General features: G+C 59.3%; 8 protein-coding genes and 1 tRNA gene. 3 read left to right on the top strand and 6 right to left on the bottom strand.

The window, feature by feature from the left end:
- Window positions 1-149: 149 nt before the first annotated feature.
- The 4 genes from recR to PUQ42_RS09965 form a co-directional block, all read right to left on the bottom strand.
- Complete coding sequence (gene recR, locus PUQ42_RS09980) at window positions 150-746, bottom strand: recombination mediator RecR (protein ID WP_087404222.1); 597 nt, start codon at window positions 744-746, stop codon at window positions 150-152.
- Window positions 747-1,595 carry a tetratricopeptide repeat protein gene (locus tag PUQ42_RS09975; RefSeq protein ID WP_122121506.1) on the bottom strand — a complete coding sequence of 283 codons (849 nt, stop codon included), beginning with the start codon at window positions 1,593-1,595 and terminating at the stop codon, window positions 747-749.
- A gap of 7 nt (window positions 1,596-1,602) precedes the next feature.
- Window positions 1,603-3,456 carry a BatD family protein gene (locus PUQ42_RS09970; protein ID WP_273373344.1) on the bottom strand — a complete coding sequence of 618 codons (1,854 nt, stop codon included), beginning with the start codon at window positions 3,454-3,456 and terminating at the stop codon, window positions 1,603-1,605.
- 159 nt (window positions 3,457-3,615) lie between these two features.
- Window positions 3,616-5,229 carry a fumarate hydratase gene (locus PUQ42_RS09965; RefSeq protein WP_087311413.1) on the bottom strand — a complete coding sequence of 538 codons (1,614 nt, stop codon included), beginning with the start codon at window positions 5,227-5,229 and terminating at the stop codon, window positions 3,616-3,618.
- A 195-nt stretch (window positions 5,230-5,424) separates the two neighbouring features.
- Here PUQ42_RS09965 and PUQ42_RS09960 point away from each other — a divergent pair, with 195 nt between their 5' ends.
- A complete protein-coding gene (locus PUQ42_RS09960; protein ID WP_087311414.1) occupies window positions 5,425-6,426 on the top strand; it encodes a class II fructose-bisphosphate aldolase in 1,002 nt (333 codons plus the stop codon).
- 500 nt (window positions 6,427-6,926) lie between these two features.
- On the opposite strand, the gene PUQ42_RS09955 is transcribed toward PUQ42_RS09960, so the two are convergent.
- Both PUQ42_RS09955 and PUQ42_RS09950 read right to left on the bottom strand, forming a co-directional pair.
- On the bottom strand, window positions 6,927-7,880 hold the full coding sequence (locus PUQ42_RS09955; RefSeq protein WP_273373341.1) for an alpha/beta hydrolase: 954 nt from the start codon (window positions 7,878-7,880) through the stop codon (window positions 6,927-6,929).
- A 170-nt stretch (window positions 7,881-8,050) separates the two neighbouring features.
- On the bottom strand, window positions 8,051-9,001 hold the full coding sequence (locus tag PUQ42_RS09950; protein WP_087404210.1) for an NAD-dependent epimerase/dehydratase family protein: 951 nt from the start codon (window positions 8,999-9,001) through the stop codon (window positions 8,051-8,053).
- Between the two features lie 113 nt (window positions 9,002-9,114).
- On the opposite strand from PUQ42_RS09950, the gene PUQ42_RS09945 reads away from it, so the two are divergent.
- Both PUQ42_RS09945 and PUQ42_RS09940 read left to right on the top strand, forming a co-directional pair.
- Window positions 9,115-9,186, top strand: a tRNA-Thr gene (locus PUQ42_RS09945).
- 183 nt (window positions 9,187-9,369) lie between these two features.
- Entirely contained in the window at window positions 9,370-9,747 is a 378-nt protein-coding gene (locus PUQ42_RS09940) for a hypothetical protein (protein WP_273373338.1), read from the top strand.
- Window positions 9,748-9,821 lie beyond the last annotated feature (74 nt).

The following is a 9,821-nucleotide window of genomic DNA, read 5'->3' as shown; positions in this document are numbered from 1 at the left end:
CGGCCCTCTCCCAGACTCACTCGGCCCCGCTCGGTTCCGCTTCCAGACTCACTCGGCCCTCTCCCAGACTCACTCGGTCCTCTCCCGACTTCACTCAGTCCCTCTTCCGGCCCTTCGCTCGCCCCCAGTTAGACACCCCCGCTCGCCCGCTATTCGATTTCGCGGCGGTTGCGCAGAGCGTGGGTGATGGTCAGTTCGTCGACATACTCCAGTTCGTCGCCGAATCCGATTCCCCGCGCTATGGAGGTGATCTTCAGCCCCGCGAACTGCCGCAGGCGGTTCATCAGGTAGAAGAGCGTCGTTTCACCCTCGACCGAGGTCGAGATGGCCAGAATCACCTCCTTGACACCTCCCGCCGCAATCCGGTCGCAAAGCAGGTCGATCTTCAGGTCCGAAGGCGAAATGCCCTGCATCGGCGAGATCAGACCGCCCAGCACGTGGTAAAGTCCGCGGTACTGGCGCGTATTCTCGATCGAGAGGACATCGGCCACCTGTTCGACGACGCAGATCGTCGTATGGTCACGCTCGGCATCGGCACAGATCGGACAGATCTCCTCGTCCGAGAGGTTGTTGCACCGTGCGCAGTAGCGGATCTCGTTGCGGAAGCGGTCGATGCTCTCCGTCATCAGGGCCACCTCCTCGCGGTCCATCCGCAAGAGGTGGATCGCCAGCCGCAGGGCCGTCCGCCTACCCACGCCCGGGAGTTTCGACAACTCCCCGACCACATTCTGCAGGAGCTGCGACATCTAAATCGTTTCGATGTTTTTCGACTCGAGCCACCCCTTCTTGCCGTCGGCGATGGTGATCTCACACCACCCCTCGAGGCGGTTGGTGATCTCGACCCGCGTCCCTTCGTGCAGCACGAAGAGGTCCGTGGCCGACTTGTCGGGCGAACTCTTCACGGCCGTCGAAAGCGACATCACCACGGCCTGCGTATCGTCGAGCATCTCGCGACGCTCGCCCGCGGCACACCACGTCGTCGCGATGCAGAGCAGCACGGCAATCATCGTTCCGTAGAACCCCGCCTTGCGCAGCGACAACCGGCGGGCCAGCAGATAGAGCAGGAAGAGTCCCAGCGCCGCAGCCAGAGCCACCAGCGAGAAGATGCTCCAGGCCGTACAACTCATCGCATGGCGCAGCGTGCGCAGCCATCCCGTGAGGAAGAACTCCGGAATCTCCTCAATGCTGTCCTTCGTCCGGGACTCGGCCACCCGCAGGTTATAGCGGATGTCGTCGTTGCCCGGCGCCAGGCGCAACGCCCGGTTGTAGTAGAGGATCGCCTCGCCCAGGCGTCCCTCCTTGAAGCAGGAGTTGCCCAGGTTGTAGTAGAGTTTCATCGAGCTCAAGCCGCGGGAGAGGATCTCTTCGTAAATCGACGTCGCGGCGTGGTAATCACCGTTGAGATAGGCCGTGTTGGCCCGATCCCACAACGCGTCGGGAGTCGCCTTGCCGACCGGCACCGGCGTTCCGTCCGTCGGATACGCCACGCTGTCCGCCTCCTCCGCCGTATCGGCCGTCATCTCCGGATCGGCCCCCTGAGCAAGCACCTCGCCGGCACCCCAGGCCAAAAGCAGTATCAAAAACAGTCGTTTCATCATTCGATCAACGTTTTATTACCGATTCGATCTGCGAAATCAGATTCACGCCCTCCGAATAGACGTCGCTCATGCGCGTCGACTCGACCGGCGAGTACTGCGCCTCGTCGCAGCGGGTGATGATGTCCGTGAAGCGCTGCGAATCTTCGGCCGAAATGCCGCGCTTGTGCAACTCCTCGCGGACGTTCTCCTTCGTCAGGTTGGCCATCGGGATGTTGAACTTGTCGCTCATGTAGCCCCACAGCGCCCGCAGCATCTCCTCGTAGAAGGCATGGCGGTTCTGCTCCTCCATGTAGCGTTTGGCCGTCCGGAAGCGCTGCACGGCCACCTTGTTGGCCCGTTTGCCGCGGACCAGCGCCACGTTCTGCGATTCGCGGATCTGACGTCGCAGCGCCATGTAGACCAGCGCAAAGAGGATCAGGATGCCAACCAGCACGATCCAATAGGCCGCGCTGAAGAGGAACGGCACGGCAACCGTCCGCAACTGGGCCGCTCCCAGCTTGATGAAGCGGATATCCTCGCCCAGCAGCCGGACGTCCTCCTTCGACATGCCGCGCCCCTGCATCACCACGGCATCGCCGCCGCCCGAGGCATCGGGCGTTACCTCGAGATTCATCGCCTTCGAGCGGAGCGTCACGTACTCCATGCGCTGCGGATCGAAATAGGAGAACTCCAGCGGCTCAACCTCGTAGCTGCCCTCGGCCCGCGCAATGAAGGGGTATTCGAACTGACAGTACCCCGTAATGCCGGTCGTCGAGGCGTTGATCGACTCGGTGGTCTTCACGTTGTAGAGTTCGAACGAGGCCGGAAGCTGCAGCTTCGGAGCCTGCACGAAGGTCAGGTTGCCGCGTCCCGAGATCTTGGCCGTCAGGCTGGCCCCGGAGTTGGCCGCAAAGCGTTCCGCAGGCAGATTGGTCTCCATCGTGAAGGAGCCCACGGCTCCGTTGAAACTGGCCGGCGCTCCGTCGGGCAGCGGTTTGACCGTCACCGTCACACGCTGGCTCTTCACCTTGCGCGGCACGTTGAGCACCTCGCGACCCATGCCGAAGAAGGGATCGGCATTGCGGCTCTGGATCACCACCTGCGCCACGACGGTCATCTCCACGGGATCGATCGTCAGCTGTCCGACCTGCTGCGGATAGAGCAGGTAGTCGATCAGCACGCGCGTCTCGTAGACCTTGCCGTTGTAGGTTTCGCGCCCCACCTGTTCGGCATTCGGGTCGGTCAGATCCTGCGACCAGAAGCCGTTGAACGACGGCGCCGATTCGGGCACCACATTTACATACGGCACCCGCGTATAGAGTTTGAAGGCCACGTGCAGCGGCTCGTTCTTGAAGACCGACGTGCGCGACACGACGGCCCGCAGCAGGATGTCGTCCTTGCCGATCTGGCTCTGGGCATCCTGGCGATCCCCCGAACCGGAGCTTTGCGGTTGCTGCTGTTGCGAACGGCCGCCATCCCCCTCGTCCACCACCTCGATGGGCAGCTGACGCGTGCGATAGGTTCGGCCGTCGACCTTGACCTCCGCCGGACCGATCGTCACCGTACCCGCCGACTGCGGCAGCAGCACATACGTATAGGTATGGCTGACGCTCTTGGTCATCGAGCCGTTGATGATCTGGATCGAGGAGCCCGTGGACTCGGCCGGTCCCGCCAGCACGTCAAAACCCTCGAACGAAGGGGCCACGAACGACCCCTTGTCGGGTTTGGCGTTGAGCGAGAACTCCACACGGAACGCCCCGCCGACGGCAACCGTCAGCGGTGAGTTGGCCTCGAAAGTGACCTCCTCGTCGGCACGCGCCGGAAAGACCGCCAGCACGAGGAGCGCCACCAGAGACAATTTCGCAAAGAATGCTCTCATTACAGTTTACAAAGCGATAGATCGGTTAATCATGCACGCCGCAACCCCGCACGACGTTTGCCGCCTGACGGAGTTCCGGGGCCCGAGGAGGGTTCTCGCCCCCTCTGCCGAAATTACAACGCAACTTCCTGCCCTTTAGTATCTCCCGAGGGCGGATTTTCAGTGTTTGAATTCGGCGAAGAAGTCGTTGCCCTTGTCGTCGACGATGATGAAGGCCGGGAAGTTCTCGACATAGATCTTGCGCACGGCCTCCATGCCCAGTTCGGGGAAGTCGACCACCTCGACCGACTTGATCGAGTTCTTGGCCAGAATGGCGGCCGGACCGCCGATCGAACCGAGGTAGAATCCGCCGTTGGCCTTGCAGGCATCCGTGACGGCCTGCGAGCGGTTACCCTTGGCCACCATCACCAGCGAACCGCCGTGTTTCTGGAACAGATCCACGTAGGGGTCCATACGTCCGGCCGTCGTCGGGCCGAACGATCCCGAAGCCATGCCCTGCGGCGTCTTGGCCGGACCGGCGTAGTAGACCGGGTGTTTCTTGAAGTATTCGGGCATCGGCTTGCCCTCGTCGAGCATCTGCTTGATGCGGGCGTGGGCGATATCGCGGGCCACGATGAGCGTACCGCGCAGGTTCAGACGCGTCTTGATCGGGTATTTGGTCAGGATCTCGCGCACCTTGTCCATACCCTCGTCCAGGTCGATGTCCACCGCGGGCGACATGGCCGGAGCCTCGGCCGGCAGGAAGCGGGCCGGATTCTTCTCCAGCTCCTCGAGGAAGATACCCTCGGGCGTGATCTTGGCCTTGATGTTGCGGTCGGCCGAGCAGCTGACGCCGATGGCCACCGGACACGAGGCGGCGTGGCGCGGAGCGCGGATCACGCGTACGTCATGCACCAGGTACTTGCCGCCGAACTGGGCACCCACACCGCTCTCGCGGCAGATCTTAAGCACCTTCTCCTCCCACTCCAGATCGCGGAAGCAGCGGCCGCCCTCGTTGCCCGAGGTGGGCAGCTCGTCGAGATAGCCGGCCGAAGCCTTCTTCACGGTCGAGAGGCACATTTCGGCCGACGTGCCGCCGATGCAGATGGCCAGGTGGTAGGGCGGGCAGGCCGACGTGCCGAGGTCGAAGATATGCTGCTGGATGAACTTCGTCAGCGACTCCTCGTTGAGCAGCGCCTTGGTCTGCTGGTAGAGGAAGGTTTTGTTGGCCGAGCCGCCGCCCTTGGTGATGAAGAGGAATTCATACTCCATGCCGGGTTTGCCGCCGTAGATGTCGATCTGCGCCGGGAGGTTCGTGCCGGAGTTCTTCTCGTCGATCATCGAGAAGGGCACCACCTGCGAGTAGCGCAGGTTGCGGTCGCGGTAGGTCTCGTAGACGCCGCGGGCGATGCACTCGGCATCGTCGGCTCCGGTCCACACGTCCTCACCCTTGTGGGCGATGCAGATGGCCGTACCCGTATCCTGGCAGGTCGGGAGTTCGCCCTCGGCCGCCACGCACTGGTTCAGCAGCATCGTATAGGCCACGAACTTGTCGTTGTCCGTCGCTTCGGGATCCTCGAGGATGTTGCGCAGCTTCTGCAGGTGCGCCGGACGCAGGTAGAACGAAACGTCGCTGTAGGCGGCCTTCGACAAGAGTTCCAGACCCTTCGGATCAACCTTCAGGATCTTGCGGCCGTCGCACTCCACGACCTTTACGTAATCCTTCGTCAAAAGACGATACTGAGTTTTGTCCGCCTCGATCGGGAACGGCTCCTGATAGATGAATTCTGCCATGATCGTATGTGTTTGTTGTTGTTTGCGCCGTGTATCGGTGTTTTCGCTACGGCAAAAGTACAAAAAACAATCCGGATTGTACAAACTATTTCCGGCCCTCTGTTATTTTTTTCACAAAAAGAGGTTATTATTTAGATTTTTTAGTAAATTTGTGCGGTTTTTGATGAGACTCAAATTCTCTAACAACTAAATATTATGGTATCGTACAAAGATCTGGGCCTCGTGAACACCCGTGAGATGTTTGCCAAGGCCATCAAGGGAGGTTATGCCGTTCCGGCATTCAACTTCAACAACATGGAGCAGCTCCAGGCCATTATCCAAGCCGCTGCCGAGACCAAGTCGCCGGTGATCCTGCAGGTATCGAAGGGCGCCCGCAACTACGCCAACCAGACCCTGCTGCGCTACATGGCCGAAGGCGCCGTGGAGTATGCCAAGGAGCTGGGCTGGGCTCATCCCCAGATCGTGCTGCACCTCGACCACGGAGATTCGTTCGAGCTCTGCAAGAGCTGCGTCGACATGGGCTTCTCGTCGGTGATGATCGACGGCTCGTCGCTGCCCTATGACGAGAACGTCGCCCTGACGAAGAAGGTCGTCGAATACGCTCACCAGTTCGACGTAACGGTCGAGGGCGAGCTGGGCGTGCTGGCCGGCGTCGAGGACGAGGTTTCCGCCGCCGAGAGCCACTACACCAAACCCGAGGAGGTTGTTGACTTCGTTACGAAGACCGGCGTAGACTCGCTGGCCATCTCGATCGGCACCTCGCACGGAGCCTACAAGTTCACCCCCGAGCAGTGCACCGTTGACCCGAAGACGGGCCGTCTGGTTCCGCCCCCCCTGGCATTCGACGTGCTGGAGGCCATCGAGAAGGAGCTTCCGGGCTTCCCCATCGTGCTCCACGGATCGTCGTCGGTTCCCCAGGAGGAGGTCGACACGATCAACAAGTACGGCGGTGCGCTGAAGGCTGCCGTAGGTATTCCCGAGGAGGAGCTGCGCAAGGCCGCCAAGAGCGCCGTCTGCAAGATCAACATCGACTCCGACTCGCGTCTGGCCATGACCGCCGCCATCCGCAAGGTCTTCGCCACGAATCCTGCCGAGTTCGACCCCCGCAAGTACCTGGGTCCGGCTCGCGACAACATGAAGAAGCTCTACATCCACAAGATCAAGGAAGTTCTGGGGTCGGACGGCAAGGCCGAATAATCGGAGCATTCCGAAAAGTAAAAACCGGGGGTTCGCAGGAACCTCCGGTTTTTTGTGGTGCAAAGCCGGGCAAGCAAAAGCCCGCTCCCGGCCGGGAAGCTCATGAAGCCGGCTATTCGCCGCCTGCGGCGTCGTTTGCAGATCTGACCCTCCCCTAAATCCCCTCCTCGGAGGGGACTTGCCGTTGTGCAGAGCCGAGCAAGCAGAAGCCCGCTCCCGGCCGAAAGGCTTATGATCCCGGTTATTCGCCGCCTGCGGCGCCGTTTCCAGATCTGACCCTCCCCTAAATCCTCTTCTCGGAGGGGACTTGCCGTTGTGCAGAGCCGGACAAACAGAGGCTCGCTCTCGGCCGGAAAACTCTCAATCCCGGTTATTCTCCGCCTGCGGCACCGTTTCCAGATCTGACCCTTCCCTAAATCCCCTCCTCGGAGGGGACTTGCCGTTATGCAGAGCCAGGCAAGCAAAAGCCCGCTCCCGGCCGCAATGCACCCGCCAGCCGATTACTCCGGAATATACCTCCCGACAAACTCGCCCACGCGCCGCGTATACTCCTCGCGCTGATCGTGATACGACATGGCGTGCGTCGCCCCCGGCACGATCCACAACTCCTTCTCGCCGGGTTTGGCCTCATACAGCGGATAGACCATCCATGTCGGCACATAGTCGTCCGCATCGCCGTGGATGAACAACATCGGAAGACCGCACCGGGCCACCTGCTTCAGCGCCGACGCCTCGCGGAACGTCCAGCCGAACTTCACGCCGCACAGCCCGCTGGCCACATCCAGCAGCGGAAAGGCCGGCAGGTGGAACTGCTCGCGAAGCTCCTTCGCAAACTCGTCCCAGACGCTCGTGTAGCCGCAATCCTCGACGAAACACCGCACGTAGGGCTGCTGCACCTCGCCCGAGACCATCATCGTCGTGGCGGCTCCCATCGAGATGCCGTGGACCACCATCCGTGTCGCCCCGCCGAAGAGCCCGTTGGCAATCTCCATCCAGCGCAGCACGTCGAGCCGGTCCTTCCACCCCATCTGGATGGCACGACCCGCACTCTCCCCGTGATAGTAGAGATCCGGCAGCAGGATGTTGAACCCCAGGTCGCAGTTGTAGAGGTAGCCGATCATCAGCATCCGCACGGCATTGTCCGTGTAGCCGTGAACGATGACCGCCGTGCGGTCCGTGGGCTGCGGGGCCCGCACGTAAAGGGCATGCAGCCGTTCACCCTCGCGCCCGAGGATCGACGTATCGCGCAGCGCCCCCACCCGGCGGAGGCTGTCGACCCACGGCCGCAGAAAGGGATACTCCTCATACATATATTTATAGGAGGAGGCATTCTTGGCCTCGATTGTCGCCTGCGGCTGCAACGAATAGCGCAACAGATAGAGACTTCCTCCCACGAGAAGTGCCGCCACAATCACCACAGCGATGACAACACCCCGAAAAATCCGTTTTTTCATGCTTGTCCGTACATTTGAATCTTACGAAAAAGCCGTCGGAGCAAATATCCTGCCCGACGGTCTTTCTATGGGTCATACGATCCGCATCCGGGCGCCAGCGCCACAATCGGCCGGACAAGCAAAGGTGTCCGGGTGCCGCATGGGCGGATGACGGGAGCGGAAAATGCCGATCAGTTCTTGCCCAGTTTGGTGCGGATATGGGAGAGCATGTCGTCGGTCATGCGCGAGAGGTCCCATTCGGGTTTCCAGCCCCACTCCTCGCGCGCGCAGGTGTCGTCCAGCGAATTGGGCCAGCTCTCGGCGATCTCCTTCTTCACGGGGTCGATGTCGTAGTTCATCGTGAAGTCGGGCAGCCGCTTCCGGATCTCGGCATAGATGATCTCCGGCGTGAAGCTCATCGATGCGAGGTTGAAGCTGTTGCGGTGGACGAGCTTCGAGGGGTCGGCCTCCATCAGCTCCACGCAAGCGCGCAGGGCATCGGGCATATAGATCATGTCCATATAGACGTCGCCCGGAACGGGACAGGTGAAGTGCCCGCTGCGAATAGCCTCGTAGTAGATCTCCACGGCATAGTCGGTCGTACCGCCACCGGGCAGCGTGACGTTCGAGATGATGCCCGGGAAGCGCACCGAACGCGTATCAACGCCGTACTTGTGATGGTAATAGTTGCTCAGCAGTTCACCCGTAACCTTGCAGACGCCATAGATGGTCGTCGGCTGCATAATGGTGTCCTGCGGAGTCTTGTCCTTGGGCGACGTGGGACCGAAGGCTCCGATCGACGAGGGGGTGAAGAGGGAACAATGGTGCTGGCGGGCCACTTCAAGGGAGTTGTTCAGCGCGCCCATATTGACATTCCAGGCCATCTGGGGATTGCGCTCGCCGACAGCCGAGAGCAGCGCCACGAGGTTGAAGATGGCATCAACGTGGTAACGGGCCACGACCGAGGCCATGGCCGTAGCATCGAGGGCATTCAACACCTCGAAGGGTCCATCCTCGCCCAGATTGCGGCATTCGCGCATATCGGTGGCCACGACATTCGAGCCGCCATAAATCCCGCGCAAAAAGACTGTCAGCTCGGAACCAATCTGGCCTCCGGCACCTACTATCAGAATACGTTTCATCGGGTTTAAGTTATAATTTGGTAGTAAAGATAGAAAATATTTGGGAAAAACGCATATTTTTTTGGTCAATTCATTTTTCTTATGTACTTTTGCACCACTCAACGAAGGAAACTGCTGTTGTAGCTCAGTGGTAGAGCACTTCCTTGGTAAGGAAGAGGTCACGAGTTCAAGCCTCGTCAACAGCTCAAGAAAAGGAAGGGAAATCCCCTTCCTTTTTTGTTGTACAAAACTCTATAAATCAACATATTACACTTAAAATCAACAACATATCGCCCATTAAACTCAGCGCAATCGAGTAAAAAATGATGGTGTTCTCAAAGATATTTTTTACTTTTATTGTATAAAAAATCGAGCAAAAACTGAGTAAAATGGCGACCCTCAACTATCAATTAGACCGTACCAAGAACAAGAACGGCAAGTACACCGTGCGCCTAATTGTCCGCAACGGCAATACACAATCTTCATTAGCTACCTGTGTTGAGGTAATGAAATCCCAATGGCTAGCCAAACAGCAAAGGGTAAAAGGAGGTAAACAAGAAAACGACATACTCGATTCACTTATAGAGAAAGCCCAGGCCGCCATTAAAACTTTGCGCAATAGCAATCGATTGCATGGCATGAAGGCTTGCTACATTATCGATTTTATAAAGAACTTTGACACAGACGTCGTTGGTACCAGTAATGGAGATTTTATAGAGTATTGGCAAAGTATTGCTATGTTGCATCCCAAAAGTGCAACTAAGTAGGGACAGTCGTTAAATTCCGTCATTATGAGTCAATCGGCAGACTGTCCCGGTAATTTTTCCGATCGAACTCATCT

Source organism: Alistipes megaguti, assembly GCF_944320325.1.
Lineage (GTDB): Bacteria > Bacteroidota > Bacteroidia > Bacteroidales > Rikenellaceae > Alistipes > Alistipes megaguti.
The sequence above is the reverse complement of the archived record's forward strand: the minus strand, read 5'-3'. Positions and strand labels throughout refer to the sequence as shown.

Bases quoted from the DNA above. Each gene is read 5' to 3' on its own strand.
- PUQ42_RS09975 (WP_122121506.1), bottom strand. From the start codon at position 1,595: ATGAAACGACTGTTTTTGATACTGCTTTTGGCCTGGGGTGCCGGCGAG.
- PUQ42_RS09970 (WP_273373344.1), bottom strand. From the start codon at position 3,456: ATGAGAGCATTCTTTGCGAAATTGTCTCTGGTGGCGCTCCTCGTGCTG.
- PUQ42_RS09940 (WP_273373338.1), top strand. From the start codon at position 9,370: ATGGCGACCCTCAACTATCAATTAGACCGTACCAAGAACAAGAACGGC.
- PUQ42_RS09950 (WP_087404210.1), bottom strand. From the start codon at position 9,001: ATGAAACGTATTCTGATAGTAGGTGCCGGAGGCCAGATTGGTTCCGAG.
- PUQ42_RS09965 (WP_087311413.1), bottom strand. From the start codon at position 5,229: ATGGCAGAATTCATCTATCAGGAGCCGTTCCCGATCGAGGCGGACAAA.
- PUQ42_RS09955 (WP_273373341.1), bottom strand. From the start codon at position 7,880: ATGAAAAAACGGATTTTTCGGGGTGTTGTCATCGCTGTGGTGATTGTG.
- PUQ42_RS09960 (WP_087311414.1), top strand. From the start codon at position 5,425: ATGGTATCGTACAAAGATCTGGGCCTCGTGAACACCCGTGAGATGTTT.
- recR (WP_087404222.1), bottom strand. From the start codon at position 746: ATGTCGCAGCTCCTGCAGAATGTGGTCGGGGAGTTGTCGAAACTCCCG.